18 protein-coding genes and 2 tRNA genes are annotated in these 18,492 nt (G+C 35.3%); 10 read left to right on the plus strand and 10 right to left on the minus strand.

Annotated elements, in window-relative coordinates; genetic code table 11:
* Window positions 1-49: 49 nt before the first annotated feature.
* The 3 genes from IEW45_RS03490 (at window position 50) to IEW45_RS03500 (ending at window position 2,283) form a co-directional block, all read left to right on the plus strand.
* A complete protein-coding gene (locus tag IEW45_RS03490; RefSeq protein ID WP_188619855.1) occupies window positions 50-1,114 on the plus strand; it encodes an NADH:flavin oxidoreductase in 1,065 nt (354 codons plus the stop codon).
* A gap of 81 nt (window positions 1,115-1,195) precedes the next feature.
* Window positions 1,196-2,122, plus strand: coding sequence for a DUF58 domain-containing protein (locus IEW45_RS03495; RefSeq protein ID WP_188619856.1), 927 nt, complete (start codon window positions 1,196-1,198; stop codon window positions 2,120-2,122).
* 87 nt (window positions 2,123-2,209) lie between these two features.
* Window positions 2,210-2,283: transfer RNA gene (locus IEW45_RS03500), tRNA-Asp, on the plus strand.
* 185 nt (window positions 2,284-2,468) lie between these two features.
* On the opposite strand, the gene IEW45_RS03505 is transcribed toward IEW45_RS03500, so the two are convergent.
* Together IEW45_RS03505 and IEW45_RS03510 are read right to left on the minus strand one after the other, a co-directional pair.
* Window positions 2,469-3,764, minus strand: a complete 1,296-nt coding sequence (locus IEW45_RS03505) for a hypothetical protein (RefSeq protein WP_188619857.1) — start codon at window positions 3,762-3,764, stop codon at window positions 2,469-2,471.
* A 1-nt stretch (window position 3,765) separates the two neighbouring features.
* Window positions 3,766-4,608 (minus strand): hypothetical protein, encoded by an 843-nt coding sequence (locus IEW45_RS03510; protein WP_188619858.1) that lies wholly within the window; start codon window positions 4,606-4,608, stop codon window positions 3,766-3,768.
* 192 nt (window positions 4,609-4,800) lie between these two features.
* Between IEW45_RS03510 and IEW45_RS03515 the strand changes: the two genes are divergently transcribed.
* The 6 genes from IEW45_RS03515 (at window position 4,801) to IEW45_RS03540 (ending at window position 8,597) form a co-directional block, all read left to right on the plus strand.
* Window positions 4,801-5,277, plus strand: coding sequence for a hypothetical protein (locus tag IEW45_RS03515; protein ID WP_188619859.1), 477 nt, complete (start codon window positions 4,801-4,803; stop codon window positions 5,275-5,277).
* A 66-nt stretch (window positions 5,278-5,343) separates the two neighbouring features.
* A complete protein-coding gene (gene ruvC, locus IEW45_RS03520; RefSeq protein ID WP_188619860.1) occupies window positions 5,344-5,895 on the plus strand; it encodes a crossover junction endodeoxyribonuclease RuvC in 552 nt (183 codons plus the stop codon).
* Between the two features lie 7 nt (window positions 5,896-5,902).
* Window positions 5,903-7,078, plus strand: a complete 1,176-nt coding sequence (gene hemW / locus IEW45_RS03525) for a radical SAM family heme chaperone HemW (protein WP_229665884.1) — start codon at window positions 5,903-5,905, stop codon at window positions 7,076-7,078.
* Window positions 7,079-7,093: 15 nt separating this feature from the next.
* Entirely contained in the window at window positions 7,094-7,858 is a 765-nt protein-coding gene (locus IEW45_RS03530; RefSeq protein ID WP_188619861.1) for a cyclase family protein, read from the plus strand.
* Complete coding sequence (locus tag IEW45_RS03535; RefSeq protein ID WP_188619862.1) at window positions 7,855-8,205, plus strand: DUF4260 domain-containing protein; 351 nt, start codon at window positions 7,855-7,857, stop codon at window positions 8,203-8,205. The genes IEW45_RS03530 and IEW45_RS03535 overlap by 4 nt, the downstream gene beginning before the upstream one ends.
* 26 nt (window positions 8,206-8,231) lie before the next feature.
* Window positions 8,232-8,597: an MmcQ/YjbR family DNA-binding protein gene (locus IEW45_RS03540; RefSeq protein ID WP_188619863.1), complete on the plus strand. Its 366-nt coding sequence runs from the start codon at window positions 8,232-8,234 to the stop codon at window positions 8,595-8,597.
* A 3-nt stretch (window positions 8,598-8,600) separates the two neighbouring features.
* Here the strand turns inward: IEW45_RS03540 and IEW45_RS03545 are convergent, their stop codons facing one another.
* From IEW45_RS03545 to IEW45_RS03575, 7 genes are all read right to left on the minus strand, one after another.
* Window positions 8,601-9,458: a phosphatase PAP2 family protein gene (locus IEW45_RS03545; protein ID WP_229665885.1), complete on the minus strand. Its 858-nt coding sequence runs from the start codon at window positions 9,456-9,458 to the stop codon at window positions 8,601-8,603.
* Window positions 9,459-9,532: 74 nt separating this feature from the next.
* Window positions 9,533-10,633, minus strand: coding sequence for a DUF4407 domain-containing protein (locus IEW45_RS03550; protein WP_188619864.1), 1,101 nt, complete (start codon window positions 10,631-10,633; stop codon window positions 9,533-9,535).
* Window positions 10,634-10,728: 95 nt separating this feature from the next.
* Window positions 10,729-11,850, minus strand: a complete 1,122-nt coding sequence (locus tag IEW45_RS03555) for an energy transducer TonB (protein WP_188619865.1) — start codon at window positions 11,848-11,850, stop codon at window positions 10,729-10,731.
* Entirely contained in the window at window positions 11,840-12,388 is a 549-nt protein-coding gene (locus IEW45_RS03560) for an RNA polymerase sigma factor (RefSeq protein WP_188619866.1), read from the minus strand. The genes IEW45_RS03555 and IEW45_RS03560 overlap by 11 nt, the downstream gene beginning before the upstream one ends.
* A gap of 16 nt (window positions 12,389-12,404) precedes the next feature.
* Window positions 12,405-12,824, minus strand: a complete 420-nt coding sequence (locus tag IEW45_RS03565) for a WG repeat-containing protein (RefSeq protein ID WP_188619867.1) — start codon at window positions 12,822-12,824, stop codon at window positions 12,405-12,407.
* Window positions 12,825-12,939: 115 nt separating this feature from the next.
* Window positions 12,940-13,398 carry an energy transducer TonB gene (locus IEW45_RS03570; protein ID WP_188619868.1) on the minus strand — a complete coding sequence of 153 codons (459 nt, stop codon included), beginning with the start codon at window positions 13,396-13,398 and terminating at the stop codon, window positions 12,940-12,942.
* Window positions 13,399-13,421: 23 nt separating this feature from the next.
* Window positions 13,422-14,810, minus strand: a complete 1,389-nt coding sequence (locus IEW45_RS03575) for a dipeptidase (protein WP_188619869.1) — start codon at window positions 14,808-14,810, stop codon at window positions 13,422-13,424.
* A 145-nt stretch (window positions 14,811-14,955) separates the two neighbouring features.
* On the opposite strand from IEW45_RS03575, the gene IEW45_RS03580 reads away from it, so the two are divergent.
* A tRNA-Leu gene (locus IEW45_RS03580) sits at window positions 14,956-15,037 on the plus strand.
* 120 nt (window positions 15,038-15,157) lie between these two features.
* Here the strand turns inward: IEW45_RS03580 and IEW45_RS03585 are convergent.
* A complete protein-coding gene (locus IEW45_RS03585; RefSeq protein ID WP_188619870.1) occupies window positions 15,158-18,478 on the minus strand; it encodes a CotH kinase family protein in 3,321 nt (1,106 codons plus the stop codon).
* Window positions 18,479-18,492: the final 14 nt, after the last annotated feature.

Here is an 18,492-nt window from a genome sequence, read left to right on the forward strand (position 1 = left end):
GTTTCTTTGCAGAATATTTTTGAAAAAACTCATTAAATAAAAAAGTAAAATGAATTTCGACCCACTATTTGAACCGTTCCAATATAAAAACCTAACCCTTAAAAACCGTTTTGTAATGGCACCGATGACACGTGCTTTTGCAACAGATGGGATTCCTAATCAGCAAATAGCCGATTATTACTCTCGTCGTGCAGCAGGAGAAGTAGGGTTAATACTTACCGAAGGCACGGTTATAGACCGACCTGCATCTAAAAACGTAAAAGACATTCCAAATTTTTATGGAGATGAAGCTTTAAACGGCTGGAAAAAAGTTGTACAGGATGTTCATGCTCAAAACGGGGTAATAGCCCCACAGATATGGCATGTTGGTAATACCCGTGCAGGAGAATGGCTTCCTGATGCCCCTTTAGAAAGTCCTGACACGATGAGCATAAAAGATATTGAAGATACTATTGCGGCATATGCTAAAGCAGCAAAATCAGCTAAGGATATGGGCTTTGATGCTTTAGAAATCCATGGGGCACACGGGTATCTTATAGACCAGTTTTTTTGGCAGCAAACTAACAACCGTACAGATGAGTATGGAGGCAAAACAATAAAAGAGCGTAGTAAGTTTGCTATTGATGTAATTAAAGCCATGCGTGAAGCTGTGGGGCCTGATTTTGTTATTTTATTGCGTCTTTCACAATGGAAACAACAGGACTACACGGCTAAACTGGCAAGCACACCAAAAGAGTTTGAAGACTGGATACTTCCTTTGGCTGAAGCAGGAGTTGATATTTTCCACGGATCGCAAAGACGTTATTGGGAACCGGAGTTTGAAGGAAGTGACTTGAACTTTGCAGGCTGGCTTAAAAAAGTTACCGGTTTGCCAACTATAACAGTAGGTTCTGTAGGGCTTTCCGGTGAATTTACCAAAGCTTTTACTGAAGGGGCAGGAGCAGAAAAGGCAGATATGTCTGAACTTTTACGAAGATATGAAAGAGGAGATTTTGATTTAGTGGCAATAGGGAGAGCTTTATTACAAGACCCTGAATGGGTTAAAAAAGTAAAAGAAAAAAGATTTGAGGAGCAGCATGATTTTACAGCTTCAAGCCTAAAAAAACTATACTAAATATTTTTTACCAAGAAAGTTTTAAAGCCCTGTAACATTACAGGGCTTTATTGCTATATAATAATGTTTATATTTGGGTATATGAAGTTAGAAAATCAACTACAAAAAATATCATCTTTTTCAAATCTTGAACTTTTAGCCAATGAAGTGGTTGAAGGTTTTATTTCAGGTATGCATAAAAGTCCGTTTCATGGCTTTTCATCGGAGTTTGCTGAGCACAAAGTATACAACCAAGGTGAGAGTACCCGCCATATAGACTGGAAGCTTTTTGCAAGGACAGACAGATTATATACTAAGCGCTTTGAAGAGGAAACCAATATGCGTTGTCATATTATTCTGGACAACTCTTCCTCCATGCATTACCCTAAATTAAAAACCAATCAGCCGTTTTACGAAAATAAAATAGGTTTCTCAGTTTTAGCTTCGGCGGTTTTAATGGATTTACTGAAGCGACAACGCGATGCGGTAGGGTTGAGTGTCTATTCGGATAGTTATGAGTTCTACGCGCCTGAAAAGGGTAGCGGAAGGCACCATAGAATGTTGCTTGATAAGCTGGAGAGTATTCTAAAAGAACCAAAAGAAGCAAAACAGACTGATACAGCAGCGTTACTGCATCAGATAGCCCAGAAAATGCACCGCAGGTCTATGATAGTGCTTTTTACTGATATGTTTCAGCTGGGGGAGAATTCTGACCTGTTTAATGCCTTACAGCATTTAAAACACAATAAGCATAAAGTAGTGCTTTTTCATGTAGTAGATAAAAAAACAGAGTTTAATTTCGATTTTGACAGTACTCCAAGAAAGTTTATTGATGTAGAAACAGGAGAACAGATTAATTTATTTGCTGAAAATGTAAAAGAAGAGTACGAAAAGAGCGTTAGCAAATATTTTAAAAATATAGAAGAAACTTGTATTCAGTATAAAATTAAATATGTTCCTGTTTCGGTAGAAGAAAAATTTGAAAAAATTTTAACCACTTATCTTGTTGAAAAACAAAAGTTTGGTTGATACGGTGTGATTTTTTTTAAATTTTTATTACCAAAACGTTTGGAGAATTGAAAAACAGTGGTATATTTGCAACCGCAATACAGCAATGGTCTGGTAGTTCAGTTGGTTAGAATACATGCCTGTCACGCATGGGGTCGCGGGTTCGAGTCCCGTCCAGACCGCAACTAAGAAGATGAGGAAGCCTTTCGAATAAAAAACGAAAGGCTTTTTTCGCCGAAAAATATTTAAGATTAGTTGTGTTGTTTATACCGCGAGAGCGGTAGGTTTAGTAGTTAGACCAATGAAAAGCTTTCCATTAAATTGGAGGGCTTTTTTGATTATATATATTTTGTATCTGTTTGTTCTATTACTGGTGAAAATGTAGGTTGGTTAATTTAAACCAGTCACAATAGTTTTCGTTCTTACCTTTATCTGCACTTAAAGTAATAATTTTAGAGTTTTCAACAGGTAAGGTTATTGTAGTGTCCTTTTTATAGGTTATATATAATTTTTGGTCTAAAATATTGTCTTTGTATATGGTAAGGTATACTTCTCCGTCTTTAGCAGGATTACAGTTTTCTGATATTAAGTCTTTATTGTTAAACGTAGCGGTAAAAGTTAAAAATTTATCTTTTTCGTTTACTTGAAAGCTAACAGAACTTCCCCTGCCATTACCGGGAATTAAAAAGAGTGTTTCACTTCCTTCAAACCTCACCTCTCCATAGCCGTCCCCTCTTGTTATATTTATACTCTTAGTAATAGATGTATTAATGTTATACATGTTAGGATATTCAGGGTACAGGTTTTTAAAATGTTCCCTCATAGTATCAATTTCTTCATTGCTAATAGTTTTTTCTTTACGAAGTAAAACAGCTGTGGTGTTATCTTTAAGAGGGAATTTTTGTACAACACTATAATGGTCTTTTAAAAAGCCATTTAAAATTTCGTTATTAAAGTAGGCTATGACCTGCTGGTTGTCTTCTCCTAAATGTAAAGCTATCGGGTTAGTAGTAATAACATAATCTGCTAAAAATAATGTATTCGGAAACCTGTCTCTTTTGTCTACGTGTTCTGTAGGCAAAAGTTTATAAATAATATTATTAACATCCGGTAGTTTTATGTTTTTAAGAATATCATTATTTAAAATATCGCTACTGGCAAGGCAATATACCCCTATGCCTTTTTCGTGTAGTTCATTTACTAAATTAGCCATTTTATCAATTTCATAATAATCACTTCTGTAGATAGGTTTACCCTGAATTGAAGAAAAAAGCGGGGCTTTTTTTTCAGGAGTGTTATAACCAAAAACAAAATAATTATTTACTAAAAGAACTAAAAAACAAGTTACACCAATAATTTTATTATACTTATATATAAACATTATACCTTTTATAAAGCTAATAATAACAAGTGGTACTAATAGGTAATAATGCTGAAGTCCGCCAAAATCATTAATACGAGTAAATAAAACTATAATTATAAAGGTACTTATAAAAAGAAAGTAGAAAAAAACTCTTTTCTCTATAATGCCTTTTACAAGCCCTAAGCCTGAAATTATTAAAATTAAGCTTCCAAAGAATAAATTAGTAATATTTAATTGATGTAACAATGAAGATTGCCTGTAAGCAGAGTATATATCGCTATAATCTTTTAAAACGCTCATCTCAAAGAAAGGATAAAAGAAAACTAACATTATAACGGTTGGTATTATCCCTGCAATGAATAAGTTTATACAAGTGTTTTTTTAGTATTGTAAAACTTTTAATTCTAATACTGTAAATACAGTTAATTAAGAATACAGTAAAATAAAATGCTACAAACCAAAATGCATACCACCTCCGGGTGAAGATGAGTAAAAGCATTAATATACCTGTTATAACAGATTGTTTAAAACGTAAACTCCTGAAGTAATTACTGCGTACAAAAATGGATAATACTAATGCAATGTATACCAAACCGGCTATATCTACAAACCCGTAACGCATAGGTATAAGGCAGGGGGTAAAGAATATTATAAAATACGGAAGTAATAGTTTTAGACTTCGATTAATATCAGGATATAGTTTTATAATTAAAGAAGAAAGTATCAGGGCGAAGGGTAAAAAATAAATCAAATAGATACTAAATACATAACTACCAAAGCCCATTCCTAAAATTTTATTTACAGGAGTAAGTAATAAGTTGGGGAGTGTGTTATATTCATCGTGATTAATGGTGTTATATATTTGCTCTATAGCCGCAAAAGGATTTTCAAAGTATAGCTTGGTGAAGTTTATAGATTTTACCCAGTATGCAGCATAATCCCAGTAATAAATAAACCTTTCATTTTTAAGAAGTAAAAATAGTATTATGCCCGGAAGAAAAAGCCCCGCCGTATAAATGATTGTTGAATAGATGCTTTTGTTTTTAACTAAAGTTCTTCTTATCTCCTTTGTAAAAGAAAAGATGAAAAAGAAATAAACGAAATATATAGCTAATGATAATAGAATGGATATGAAGATTTTCATGGGTAATTTTTTCAGATTTCAAATATATAAATTCTGGCTGCTTATTATATCTAAGCCGACTTAAAGTTCAGAAACATCTTTTTTTACTTGCGTTTAATCTATTTAAGAGATAGAATGTTAAAAAGGCAGATGAGCTATAGAGCTAATTATTTTGTTTATTTTTGAATGATGAATTCAAACATCTTTTTATTAATGAAATATTTGCTAGCTTTTTTGCTGTTCTGTAGTGTGGTTTCCTGCAAATGGTTCGATACTAAAGCACCTGATGAACAGGAACTACTGGAGCAGCGCCTTAATGAAATTAATTTAAGGGAAGTTAGTAGTTATCCATCTATAGCGGGATGTGATGCCTTAATGGACAAAAACGAGCGTAAAGAGTGCTTTCTTTCTACTATGGCAGCATTAATACAGAAAAAGCTAACAGCAGATACCCTTATAGTAGAATACGCTGAAGCCGATACCATAAAAGTAGAGGTTACGGTATTCCCTGATGCTACTTTAAATTTTGAACCTAAGTTTGAGACAGACAGTACGGCTTATGATACTACTGCTGTATACAGAGTTATAAAAAGCAGTTTAGTAAATTTTCCCGAAATAGAACCTGCTCAGAAAGAAGGAATACCTGTTACTACAAAGTTTACACTACCTGTTGTTATCAATATAGAGTAGTATTCTGTACAAGCAGTTTATAAATGCTTAGCTTTGTATTAATCTTTATTACTTAAATAATTCAATTTGGCAAACGAGCGTATAATACTAGGTATAGATCCCGGTACTACCATAATGGGGTTTGGTCTAATAAAAGTGGTTAAAAAAGAAATGCAGTTTATGCAATTAAATGAGCTGCAACTAAAAAAATATGATGATCACTATGTAAAGCTTCGTATTATTTTTGAACGTACTATTGAGTTAATAGAAACGTATCATCCTGATGAAATAGCTATTGAAGCCCCATTTTTTGGTAAAAATGTACAGTCTATGCTCAAACTCGGTAGAGCGCAGGGGGTAGCTATGGCAGCAGGACTATCGCGACAGATACCTATTACTGAATATGAGCCAAAAAAGATAAAAATGGCAATTACCGGTAACGGTAATGCCAGTAAAGAACAGGTAGCGAAAATGTTGCAGCAACTTTTAAATATTGGTGAGCTTCCTAAAAACCTTGATAGTACTGATGGTTTGGCAGCAGCAGTATGTCATCATTTTAATTCAGGGAAAAAAATAGCAGGGAAAAGTTATAGTGGTTGGGGTGCCTTTGTAAAGCAGAATTCCGACAGGGTTAAGTAAAGCAGCAATGGGACAAAGTTATAATGACGAAGACTTAATGAGAGATGGAGCGGGAATATATATCCATATTCCGTTTTGTAAACAGGCTTGCCATTACTGCGATTTTCATTTCTCTACATCAATGAAAAAAAGAGAAGCTATTGTCGCAGCGCTTTTAAAAGAAATACAGCTTCGTAAAGACGAATTAGGTAATAAGGAAATAGCTACTATTTATTTTGGTGGCGGTACACCATCTGTCCTATCTGATGATGAAATAAAAAGTATAATAGATGCTGTTTATACTAATTTCACCGTTATTGCTAATCCTGAAATCACCTTAGAAGCCAACCCTGATGATTTATCTGCGCAGCGGATTAAGCAATTAGCTTTGTTACCTATAAACAGGTTGAGTATTGGTATACAATCTTTTTTTGAAGAAGATTTAAAACTAATGAATCGTGCGCATAATACAGATCAGGCAGAGGCGTGTCTTAAAGAAGCGACGAAATACTTTGATAATATATCTATAGACTTAATTTACGGAGTGCCGGGCATGAGTAATGAGCGTTGGCAGCAAAATATAGAAAAAGCACTGTCTTTTAATGTACCTCATATTTCCAGTTATGCGCTAACGGTGGAACCTAAAACAGCTTTACATACATTTGTTAAAAAAGGGATTATATCACAACCCAGTGATGAGGTGGCACAACAGCATTTCCAGATTTTAGTTGACAAACTCAAAGAAAATAACTTTATTCATTATGAACTTTCTAATTTTGGAAAAGAAGGTTATTTCTCAAAAAACAATACAGCTTACTGGTTAGGTAAAAAGTATTTTGGTATAGGGCCTTCGGCACATAGTTATGATGGTGTTTCCCGCAGTTGGAATGTGTCAAACAATACACTTTATTTAAAAGCAATAGAAAGTAACAAATTACCACTGGAAAGCGAAGAACTCACCATAGGAGACCGATATAATGAGTATATAATGACAGGGCTACGGACTATATGGGGTGTTTCTCTGGAGAAAATACAGCAAGATTTTGGGAAGGGGTATTTTGACTACTTACTTAAAGAGTCCGAAACATTTATTGAAAAAGAACTGCTGGAAATAGAGAATGGAAACCTAAAAGTAACTTCAAAAGGTAAGTTTTTAGCAGATGGTATAGCCAGCGATTTGTTTTTCATAAATTTGGAGGACTAATTGTAGTTTCTAAGTATGAGAACAGAAATAACCCATAAGGGAAAAACATATACTGCCGACTTATCGCAACCTTTAGATATATCATTACCATTACAAGCTAATGATAGTAACCCTATAGCATGGTATATTGATAAGCCCGTTATTGAACCTGTAAAAGCAGATGGCTGGGTAGGAAAAGTAAGCGAAGGTTCTACTACAAACTTTAATAATATTTTTTTTAATCCACACGGGCATGGCACGCATACTGAGTGCTTAGGGCATATTACTAAAAACTTCTACAGTGTAAATAAAGCACTAAAACAGTTTTTCTTTTTAGCAGAGGTAATTTCTGTTCAACCAGAGGTACAGGGTGAAGATTTAGTTATTACTAAAGTTCAAATTGGAGGACAGCTTAATGGTAAAACACCTGAAGCACTTGTTATACGTACATTGCCAAACACAGAAGAAAAAAAGCATAAAAACTATAGTCATACTAATCCGCCTTATTTAGCAGAAGAAGCTGCTGTATATATTCGGGAAATTGGTATTGTGCACCTTTTAATAGACTTACCAAGTGTAGATAAAGAAAAAGATGAAGGAAAGCTATTAGCACATAAGGCTTTTTGGAATGTAAAAGATGTTGATAACCTTAATGAAGAGGCAAGGCATAATGCGACCATTACAGAGTTAATTTATGTAGATGATGCTATTAAGGATGGCGGCTACTTATTAAACCTGCAAATCGCATCTTTTGAAAATGATGCTTCGCCGAGTAAACCCTTGTTATATAAACTATTATGAAGACACTGATTAAACTTGAGGAGTTAGCTTTATTTGGCTTAGCTATCTATTTGTTTAGTGTGCTAAACTATGAATGGTGGTGGTTTTTAGTTTTAATTTTAGCCCCTGACTTATCAATGTTAGGGTATGTTTTTGGTAATAAAGCAGGTGCGTGGTCGTATAATTTTTTCCATCATACAGCTGTAGCTATAGTTTGCTATATAGTCGGTTTATTTATCCGAAACGAAACATTACAGCTAATAGGAGTCATACTTTTTGCACATTCCCGAATGGACAGAATGTTTGGCTACGGACTTAAATATGAAAAAGGATTTAAGTTTACCCATTTAGGAGAAATAGGAAAGTAAAGGTTTTATAGGTAAAAAAATAGACTATGAACATTCAGGATTTTTATGAAATATGCCTTTCAAAAAAAGGAGTCACAGAGCACTTTCCTTTTGATGAAGACACACTGGTTTTTAAAGTAGGCGGAAAAATGTTTGCACTTTCTTCATTAAAAGGCTGGGAAGAAGGTACTCCTTCGGTAAATTTAAAGTGTGACCCTGAAAGAGCTTTAGAACTTCGTACAGAATATGAAGGGATAAAACCGGGCTACCACATGAGTAAAAAGCACTGGAATACAGTAACTATAAATAATAGCGATGTTGCTCCTAAATTTTTAAAGGAGTTGATAAACCATTCTTACGATTTAGTATTTAAATCACTTACTAAGAAAATACAAGCTGAAATAGAAACTTAAACTTTAAAAAGTTCCTACAACACCTATTGTATTAGTACCAAAACGAAGATTCCAAGATACCTTTTTTTCCGGTTTGTAAATGTCTTTCTGCTGTAAGTAGTGGTCTATACTATCTACAATTAAAATGCTTAAACCAACCCCTACAGTAACATCAGAAAGCCAATGAGCGCCCTGCCATACACGAGATACCGGTGTAACCAGTCCTAAAGCATATATGCCACCTTTAATCCATGGGCTTTTAAACTGTTTACCTATAGCATAAGCAGTAGTAAAACTAAGCATAGCATGACCTGAAGGGAATGAATGCGCTCCTGCATCTTTAGAAAAAGGTGTAAAGTGATATTGCCCACGTTCTTTATCTGGTCTTGATCTCCCGATAATATTTTTAGTTATGGTTTGCAAAACACCTGACGCTAAAGCTGAGGAAAATAAAAGTACTCCTGTTTTTCTTATTTTTTCCTGTTTTGTAACCAGCCCCAGTATATATACAGAGCCTGTAATAGAATAATTATATCCCGGGCTACCCATTGCCCAGCCATAATCAGAAATCTCCTGAGGAATGTCATCACGCTGCCTCCTCATAAAGTCGCTTGTTTCCTGATCTGTAGCAAAAAGAATAGCAGTGCCCGCTACTGAAGCCCCCAATGTATAAAAATCATTTTTCTCCCAGTGTAATGGGCGTGTATAGGCATACTTAATACCTCCGTACATGTTTAGGGCATCACTTTTTAGATTTTGCCATATAGTAGGTTTTACTTTTTCAATTTCAGCGGTAGAAATTGTGTCTTGTGAAAAGCTGTACAGTGTACAAAGTAAAGCACTCCATAGGAAAAGTACTTTACGGTATTTAAAGATATTCAAGGTTTTATGTTATTGCGGAATTGTCCTGTTATAAACAATAAAGATACAATATTTAAAGAGTATTATACAATACCCTACATAACGCCTTTTTGTTTTTCTGTAAAGCGGTCGCTTTGCAGTTTTAATAACTCAATAGCTTTTTGCTTTTTATAGTTATATAGTTCTTTATCAGTTCTTATTTCTCCATATACATCGTCATAAATAGCAGCATCGGTATCACGCATTAAGTTACGCTGATAGTTATTCTGCTGTAGATTGGTTTTTAGTGCGGTTTCACTGTCTTCCAATTTAAAATCATATTCACCTTTAGGCGATAAAAGTTTTGCAATGATGGGAGAGGTTTCGATAGCTAAAAATAAAAGCATTATAAATAATGAGGGTAAAAATGGTAGCTTATTAAGCGCATTAATTCTTGCCATTAAACCATCAAAATTATCAACTATTGGTTGACTTTCTGCTATCTTTTTATCTAAGTTAGTCTTTAAAGTAGCTGCTTCCTTCTCTTTATCACTTATTTTAGCTTCATTCTTTTTTCTTAGCAAGTCCAGTTCAGCTAACGCAGCATCATGTTTCTCCCGCTTTTCTTTATATACAGGACCTTTTCCCAACTTCATAGTTCCGCTTGTGCCTTCTGCTTCGCTTATGTAGGTGCTGTAAAGTGCATTAACTTCTTTTTCCTTTGCTGTAATTTCATTTTTCAGGCTATCCATAGCAGCTTGATTTTTTTCAAAATCAGTAGCGTAGTAATTAGCCATTTGCTCTTTATTTGCCAAGGCAAGTTCATTTTTTTCTTTTAGTAATACCGTATCTATTTCCTTTTCGAATATTTTTATTTCTAATGGTTTTGATATTACCAAAGCTATGATGATAGCTAACACTATACGCGGAGATGCTTGCAGTAATTCCTGACTGAATTTATCCCGTTTACGAATGGTAGAGACTATAAACCTGTCGAGATTGAATATTAGTAAACCCCATACCGCACCAAACAATATAGCAGGCAGCATACTGTCAAAAACTACATATAGTGCATAAGCTGAAGCTATCCATGCCATAAGTGCTGTAAAAAATACTGTAGCACCTATTCCGGCATATTTATTTTGCTCTCCGTTAGAGCAACTATAAATTAGATTTTTATCTGCCCCGGAGCAGATAATAAAAAAGCGTTTCAACATGATGATTGATTTTTTGATTGATGATGTTTAAATATAACGCTTTTTTATATCAGTATCTTATAACAGGGTGATTTTTTAATCTGATTATCTTATAGTTATTGGATAGTTATAGTTATTGGAATAACGAAGTTAAGTTTATCGGGTATCGTGTCCGTTCCTATAGGCTGTAACTTAGCTTTAGCTTTTTCGGCAGCTTTAATTACAGCTTCATCTAAGCCATAGCCTGCTTTTTTAATAACTTTAATATCTGATACTGAACCATCCGTATTTACTACAAAGTTTGTATATACTTTGTAAACCCCGGCAGGTATATTTTCGGGAAAAACTATATTTTCATTTATATCTTGTAGAAAAGTTTCAAAACCATCCAAGCTATAGGGTTGTATATCAAGTTTATTATCTTCCGATTTAATAAGTGGTTTGTTTTCTGTAAGAGTGTCAATTTGTTTGTTCTTTATAGGCATGAACCTAACATATTTTGTCTTTACAGTATCTGTACTTGCTTTTTTAGTGTATTTGGTAATACGTTCTCTATAAGGTTTAAGCCCCGGTGCACGTACAATTAACAAACTATTATAATGCTGTTGGTATGTTTTAAAAGAGGTATTTACAAGGCTGTCAAATTGCGTTTGTGTAATTCTTTCTTTTACCTGAACTAATATGCGCCCTTTGTATTTTTGAGTAGCAACCTTTATACCCGATGGTTTTACAGTATCCAGCGCTGTTTGGAACGCTGTTCCTTTCAGGCTGTCTAACTGTATTTTCGGAGTAAGGTGTATAGCAAATGGCTTTAAAACTATAGCTTCATTAGTGTCTTTTCGAGTTTTATTTTTGATAGGAATATTTGATGTGCTTATGCTTGCCGATGTTTCTTTTTCTGTGATTTGTTGAGTATTAATTTCTGGTTCTGTTGTATCTGTTTTATGCGTTTTTGAGCTATTGATGGTATCGGTGATTACTACATTCTGTTTTGATGAATTGTGAGGTTGAGGTAAATGGTTTGATTTCTGCGGAACTATCATATAAATAATTATTCCAATACCTAGAACGCTCAAAAGTATTAAAAAAGTCATTTTAGCTTTTCCTCTTGATGCAGATTGGCTATCCATTTTCTCAGTAATTGAATTCCAAAGCGCATCCCCCGGTTTTTCATCCAATGTATTACTACGGGTTCTAAAGTGATTATATAGCTCTTTGTCTGTTATTTTACTTGACATGATTTTTTGTTTTAGGAGTGAAATCTGCAAAAAAAGTTTTCTTCAGCTTTTCTTTAGCGTAGTTAAGTTGCGATTTTGAAGTGCCTTCGGATATGCCTAGCTGCTTTGCAATTTCTTTATGTTTATAGCCTTCTATAGCATATAGATTAAAAATAATACGGGCACCTTCAGGAAGTATAGCAAGCATTTTTTCAATGTCCTCGTGGTATATCTTTTCTAGGGTATTGCCGTCAACGGGTAGTTGTAGGGTGTCGGGTGATACCTCCTGATTAAAGTTTGTTTTTTTGCGTAATTCCATCAGGCAGCAATTCACGGCTATTTTTAATATCCAGCCTTCGAAACTACCATCACTTTTATATTGTTTTATTTTCTGAAAAACAGATAGGAAGGTATTCATTACCATTTCTTCGGCACGCTCCCTGTCTTTCATGTACCTGCGGCAAATGCCCAGTACCTTAGCTCCATAGGTATTGTAAACCTCCTGCTGAATGCGACGGTCTTTTTTTTGACAACCTTTTATAAGATCGGTTTCGATCATAGTATTTACTGAAGCGTTAATATAGTTTTGGTGTTTCGTTTTCTACTGCTTCGTATTCGGGTTTCACAACTTCCTCGCCTGTTTCGTCTATAAACCCATAATAACCATCTTTGCTTACTAATAACCATCCTTTTTTTATATTACCCGATTGTCCTATTGTGTCATATTTCGGTGGTACTATTTCTTCTCCGGTTACGTCAATGAAACCTAATAATCCATCTTTTTCAACTAAAGCCCATCCTTCAATATAATCACCAAACACACCGATGTTAGTGTAGACAGGTGGTACAATTTCGTTACCTGATTCATCTATATAACCAATTAGCCCGTCTTTTTGTATCTGCACCCATTCAGGTTGAGGTAAAGTGTTTTTGTACACCTGTGCATTACAATATATAGTAAAAATGAATAAACAAAATACAATAATCTTTTTCATAAGACATACTTTTAGTGGTTTCTTATAAAGATGCAGGCTTGTGCAATAGGGTTGGAACTATTCATAAAAAAATCCGCCACAATGGGCGGATTTTGTAAAAACTACATATAGAAGACTATTTTTTACTTGTAATATTTATAGTAATAGGCAAGTTATAATTTGCAGACACTTTTTCTCCATTTAATTCACCAGGTATCCATTTTTGATCCATACTTTTAAGCACCCTAACCGCTTCATCTCCCATGCCATAACCAGGGTCTCTTAGTATTTTAATATTAGACATAGAACCATCTTTTTCAATTACAAAAGAGAGGTATATTCTGGCAGTCATGTCTTTATTAACCTTTGGGACTTTAAAATGCTTATAAACATAAGTATAAAAGCCTTGCATACCACCATCGCTATATTCGGGTTGCTTTGTAAGTTCAGAAGCAGCATAGCTTAATTGCTGTTCTACAAGCGGGATACCTTCAAATTTTTCTGTTTTGCTTTTTTCTTGCGCATTTGCTTCCTCAGATAATGATAGCATTATGATTACCAATAAAAGACTTCGGACTATATTTCTCGATATCATAAAAAGATAGCTGTTGATGGGTGTTATTTACTCATTTCAGTAAAATACTTATAGAATAACGGAATTGTCTCAATACCTTTAAGGTAATTGAAAACCCCGAAATGCTCGTTAGGGGAGTGGATAGCATCACTGTCTAAACCAAAGCCCATCATTATAGTTTTACTTTTTAACTCTTTTTCAAATAAAGCTACAATAGGAATACTTCCTCCTGAACGTACCGGTATTGGTTTTATATTAAAACTTTCCTCATAAGCTGCTGCTGCTGCCTGATATCCTGTGCTGTCTATAGGCGTAACATAAGCCTGACCACCATGATGAGGTGTAACTTTTACTCTTACTGAATCAGGGGCAATGCTTTCGAAATATTTAGTGAACAATTCCGTTATCTCTTCCCAGTCTTGGTCAGGAACTAAACGCATTGATATTTTTGCATAGGCTTTACTGGCAATAACCGTTTTAGCACCTTCTCCTGTATAACCACCCCAAATACCATTTACATCAAGTGTAGGGCGAATGGAGTTACGCTCGTTAGTAGTATATGTAGCCTCACCATGAACATCATTAATGTCTAATGCTTTTTTATATTCGTCTAAAGAGAACGGAGCTTTAGCCATTTCATCACGTTCTTCACGCGAAAGTTCTTCTACTTTGTCATAAAAACCGGGAATAGTTATATGGTTGTTTTCGTCATGTAGCTGTGCTATCATTTTAGCCAGAATGTTGATTGGGTTGGCTACTGCACCACCGTATAAACCTGAGTGCAGGTCGCGGTTAGGTCCTGTAACTTCTACTTCTACATAGCTTAAACCTCTTAAACCTGTTGTGATAGATGGCTGTGTGTTAGATATCATTCCCGTATCAGAAATCAGGATAACATCATTTTTAAGTTTTTCCTGATTGCGTTCCACAAACCAGCTAAGGCTCGGCGAACCTACCTCTTCTTCACCTTCAATCATGAATTTCACATTACAAGGCAGGCTGTCATTTTGTACCATGTACTCCATTGCCTTTACATGCATATACATTTGCCCTTTGTCATCACATGCACCACGTGCAAAAATTGCACCTTCAGGGTGTTTAGGTGTTTCTTTAATAACAGGTTCAAATGGTGGTGAAGTCCATAGCTCTACAGGATCCGGTGGTTGTACGTCATAATGCCCGTAAACCAGTACTGTAGGTAAGTTTTTATCTATTATTTTTTCACCATATACAATTGGGTAGCCCGGAGTTTCACATATTTCAACTAAATCACATCCGGCTTTTTCTAAGCTTTCTTTTACTGCTTCAGCGGTATTTATTACATCCTGAGAGTAAGCACTGTCTGCACTAACAGAAGGTATTTTAAGAAGCTCTATCAGCTCGTTTAAAAATCTTTCTTTGTGTTCTTGGACGTAGTTTTTAATGTTATTCATTTTAAAATTAACGATATAGGTTTCTTGTCAAAATTACGTAAAAAATTAATTAAATATTTTTCGAATTTTTACTTGCATTATATCAAACTATGCGTATATTTGCACCCACAATAATGAAACACAATATCGAGTTCGTTATTACCCTGCGGGTGTGGTGAAATTGGTAGACACGCTAGACTTAGGATCTAGTGCTTCACGGCGTGTAGGTTCGAGTCCTATCACCCGCACAACAAAAGCTTCTGAATTTTCAGAGGCTTTTTTATTTTATATAGTTTTTATTATAAGTATTTCTAAATAAAAAAGCCACCTCTCGATAAAGGTGGCTTTAATTTTTTATACAGATTATATTATCGTTTAATTACTTTAATTGTTTTCTCCGTATTGTTTGAGGATACTTTAAGTAAATATATTCCTGAAGGAAGGTTTTCTAAACCAACCTGATAATTAGAAGTGTTAGGAGTATACTTATTTAAAGATTGCCCGTAAATACTGTAAATAGTTATTTCATCAATACTATTAGAGGCTTCAACTCTCACATAGTTGTCAGCAGGGTTAGGATATACATTAAAAGTAACATTTCTTTCAGGTGTAGTAACAGATAGTACTTCCAGACCTGTAACAGCAATGTTATTAAAGTAAACTCTTTCGCCATTTTCAGCAAACATATCTGTGCCGTCAAAACGAATACGAACTTTAAAATCAGGATTGTTGTTCGCTATAGTAATACCCGAAAAATCAAACTCTTTTACTTCGTAGCTATCCGCTAATGTAACTGATGCATTTTCAAGTTCATTGGTTGTCCACTCAGTACCGTTCCAGTAATCAACAAGCAATGTTTGCGCAGCACCATCTGAATATACAGCAAATGAAACTTTTACTTCTTCTAAATTAGTAGTTGGTACTTGTAACTCCATAGCGTTTTCTAAATCAGCAGCTCTGAAAGGTTGCCTTATTTGTATTCCTTTCATAATCCCGTCAGCATAAGGTATGTTATCGTTAGCTTCAGGGTAGTAGTTTAATGGAGTAGGTTCATTTTTACGCTCCATAGAAGCCTTGCGCCAGTTTTCATGACTACTGGTAAACGGATACCCTTCTAAACAAGAACTGTAAACTATTTCAGCATTTAATTCATTTGCAGCGTATGTTGCCGCAAGATTTTCTAAAGGTGTGTCGTTTGGAATTTCAGAATCCATTAACCAAAAATAAACAACCTCTTCTCCTGCCGGTTCCGGTTCAAAATTAGCCTGTATTTGCATGTCAGCGGTTGGAGTAACTGTTATGGCAGGTTCTGTACTGCTTACGTCACCAGACCAGTGAGAGAATACATAACCCGGCATTGCTTCAGCTTCCAGCGTTACAGGAATTGCGTTAAAGTAAGTACCTGTCCATGGGTATGGTGTTTCAGGTACACCCGGAGTAGAAGCTTCTATAGCAATAGTGTTAATTGTAACAGTACCGGCTTCGGTGTCCGAAACATTAAGTGTTAAATCGTGTGTTTCTGTAATATCAAAGTAGGTTTTAATTTGGTCTCTTTGTATATCAGGTCTGTTTGTTCCCCAATCCAATAAGCTCTGTCTTTCAATTTCCTGATAAAAGCTTTCACGTGGGAAACGGTTTGTGTCTTCTGCTAAATAAGGAGCAACTTCATCAAAAGTATTGTTTACTACTGTATTGAAGTACTCAGGAGTATATACCGTATTTAAAATATCAGCAAAGCGATTGATAAACTGTACTCTGAATTCATCATTATCTAACAGGTGTGCTAAAAACGATTCGTTAATCGATTCGCTCATATCGCCCCAGTGCTGTAACCAGTCTGTTTCACTTTTAAGTGATGCTTCAAAATCCTGAACGGTTAAACGCCATTTTCCGTCTCCAAAGCTATCATTTTCAACATCTCTTACTTTCCAGAAATTTCTTTCGTAGCTGTCATTGGCAGCGTAAATTTCCATAACCATATGATCAATAAACGATGCCATATCCAGCATATCGGCAGCCTGTGCATATAAGCCTGCATCAGCCATATCGTTTTGTACAATAAAATCGCGCATTTCAATAAAGGTCTGATAGTCGGTATCATCACCTTCATCTATTTCACAGTTAGCACCCTTACAGTCTACCTGAACAATATTGTCTTTATCAAGGTCAAAGTTTATAGCGTAATGGTGGTTGTCAAACCTGTCTCTTAGTGCTGTTATACCCCAATACTCACCGTTAATAAAGTGTATAGCTGGTTTTATACGGGTAACACCATTATAAACAGGTTGCATAACACGGTTAAAAACAACATCGTAAGATACAGGACCACCTGAACCGTCACCTCTTAGCATTATACGCTTAAACTCATTATTATTAATTGAACCCGGAATTGATTGCTCAAATAGATCATGTTCAAAAACATCTGTTTCGTCATAATCACTTCGGGCGTATAGCCTAAGGTTTTTTATAGCAAGAGCCCTTGAGTTGTTACCGTGTATTCTGAATCCTGCATTTACACTCATTACGGAGTTTAAACCTTCAGTTTCAAAAAACTCTACATTAATAGGGTACTCCCAGTCCGAACCACTTCTCCAGTAATTAGACCATTCCGGTCTGTACCATTGGTTGTTATCAGGGTTGTTTTCTCTCCATGTGTCAAAGTCCACCCCTGATGTGTAAACCCCATCGTTATAATCAAATAAATGGTTTTCCTGTATTTGTAATGAAATTACAGGTATTTGGTATGGATTACCTTCGCTCCAAACAAAAAATGTTTTAGCTATAGTTTCAGAACCTACTCCGTCAACAAAAACCTTTGCTTTTACAACGGTTGCCTTTCTTACCGGGTTTACAGGAGTGTGTAATGGATGCTGTCTTGTGTTTTTAACGGCTAACTCGTCTGCATCAGCAGAGCGGTCGTATATATTTACAGGTGCAGTATACGTGTTGGAAGTGTAAGAATCACTTAGTAGAGGTCCCGGTGTATCGGTACTTTCCAGCTTATAACTGTTTTTATAATTAAATTCAGTACCTGTTGTATTACCTAAATCGGGTTCAGAGCCATCTGTAGTATATATAATTACCGCATTAGGATTAGTGTGTGATAATGTAAGGTCAAAAGCTTCTGTGTACAGTCCTGATTCGTGAGAGAATACAGGAGGTGTTAATAGTTCAGATAGTCCTGTACCTGTATTCGACTCTCCCGGTGTTGGAGTATAGAAAAATAACCAATCTCCTGTGCCATCAGGCTGTCTTCCTGTAGAAACATCTCCTTCAAGAGCTGTGGCGGGAGCTTGGTTAACAATGTTTTCGTCAGAACTGGTAAGTGTTATGACTTCTCCTCCCGAACTGATTTTAAAGTTGGTGTGTAGTGGTTCTCCTGCAATAGCACGATCCTTATCAGATGCCCATATCAGCATATATTCATTAGCTGCTATAGTAACATCAGGGAAAACCCACTTAAACGGAACAGTTTCATCATCTGAAATACCGAATCCCTGTAAGTTTACAGGGGTTGTTCCGTAGTTATAAATTTCAATCCAGTCTTCATTATCTCCATCTTCATCTTCAATAATAGAGTTGTTTGATGACATTACTTCGTTAATTGCAATTTCCTGAGTCCAGCCTATACTGTAACTCATGAGTAGCAAAAATAAAGCACATAGCTTTTTAAGGGTAGTTTTACTCATGTAATAACATTTAA

Origin of the sequence: Flavobacterium suaedae (genome assembly GCF_014642915.1) — a bacterium.
GTDB lineage: Bacteria > Bacteroidota > Bacteroidia > Flavobacteriales > Flavobacteriaceae > Flavobacterium > Flavobacterium suaedae.

Excerpts from the sequence above, each read along its gene's own strand:
- IEW45_RS03515 (WP_188619859.1), top strand. The coding sequence starts at position 4,801 with ATGAAATATTTGCTAGCTTTTTTGCTGTTCTGTAGTGTGGTTTCCTGC.
- IEW45_RS03585 (WP_188619870.1), bottom strand. The coding sequence starts at position 18,478 with ATGAGTAAAACTACCCTTAAAAAGCTATGTGCTTTATTTTTGCTACTC.
- IEW45_RS03570 (WP_188619868.1), bottom strand. The coding sequence starts at position 13,398 with ATGATATCGAGAAATATAGTCCGAAGTCTTTTATTGGTAATCATAATG.
- IEW45_RS03540 (WP_188619863.1), top strand. The coding sequence starts at position 8,232 with ATGAACATTCAGGATTTTTATGAAATATGCCTTTCAAAAAAAGGAGTC.
- IEW45_RS03555 (WP_188619865.1), bottom strand. The coding sequence starts at position 11,850 with ATGTCAAGTAAAATAACAGACAAAGAGCTATATAATCACTTTAGAACC.
- IEW45_RS03530 (WP_188619861.1), top strand. The coding sequence starts at position 7,094 with ATGAGAACAGAAATAACCCATAAGGGAAAAACATATACTGCCGACTTA.
- hemW (WP_229665884.1), top strand. The coding sequence starts at position 5,903 with ATGGGACAAAGTTATAATGACGAAGACTTAATGAGAGATGGAGCGGGA.
- IEW45_RS03560 (WP_188619866.1), bottom strand. The coding sequence starts at position 12,388 with ATGATCGAAACCGATCTTATAAAAGGTTGTCAAAAAAAAGACCGTCGC.
- IEW45_RS03550 (WP_188619864.1), bottom strand. The coding sequence starts at position 10,633 with ATGTTGAAACGCTTTTTTATTATCTGCTCCGGGGCAGATAAAAATCTA.
- IEW45_RS03535 (WP_188619862.1), top strand. The coding sequence starts at position 7,855 with ATGAAGACACTGATTAAACTTGAGGAGTTAGCTTTATTTGGCTTAGCT.
- IEW45_RS03510 (WP_188619858.1), bottom strand. The coding sequence starts at position 4,608 with ATGAAAATCTTCATATCCATTCTATTATCATTAGCTATATATTTCGTT.
- IEW45_RS03575 (WP_188619869.1), bottom strand. The coding sequence starts at position 14,810 with ATGAATAACATTAAAAACTACGTCCAAGAACACAAAGAAAGATTTTTA.
- IEW45_RS03490 (WP_188619855.1), top strand. The coding sequence starts at position 50 with ATGAATTTCGACCCACTATTTGAACCGTTCCAATATAAAAACCTAACC.
- IEW45_RS03495 (WP_188619856.1), top strand. The coding sequence starts at position 1,196 with ATGAAGTTAGAAAATCAACTACAAAAAATATCATCTTTTTCAAATCTT.
- IEW45_RS03565 (WP_188619867.1), bottom strand. The coding sequence starts at position 12,824 with ATGAAAAAGATTATTGTATTTTGTTTATTCATTTTTACTATATATTGT.
- IEW45_RS03505 (WP_188619857.1), bottom strand. The coding sequence starts at position 3,764 with ATGAGCGTTTTAAAAGATTATAGCGATATATACTCTGCTTACAGGCAA.